Raw genomic sequence first — 221 nt, forward strand, 5'->3', positions numbered from 1 at the left:
CTCGTACAAAACATATCCTCAGTCAAAGGTAGCATGGACGCACAGCTCCACCTCTAATTTCGGAGTAAACCACCGCAGATCATAGGCATTACCATTTTTCAGAACAAATGCAGTTTCCGACAAATTTATCTCAGCCTCTATTTTCTGCTGCAGATCTGTAGGAATAGATTCGTCTAAAAGGCAGACAGCCGCATGGTTTCCTCCAAACCTCTCTTTTGTAA

The 221-nt window shown here is 43.0% G+C and carries 1 protein-coding gene; it reads right to left on the bottom strand.

Annotated features, from left to right (window positions below):
• Nucleotides 1-18 precede the first annotated feature (18 nt).
• The coding region (locus tag NE619_RS18660) for a PhzF family phenazine biosynthesis protein (protein WP_256133944.1) at nucleotides 19-221 on the bottom strand (203 nt) is incomplete at its 5' end.

Origin of the sequence: Anaerovorax odorimutans (assembly GCF_024459955.1) — a bacterium.
Classification (GTDB): domain Bacteria; phylum Bacillota; class Clostridia; order Peptostreptococcales; family Anaerovoracaceae; genus Hominibacterium; species Hominibacterium odorimutans_A.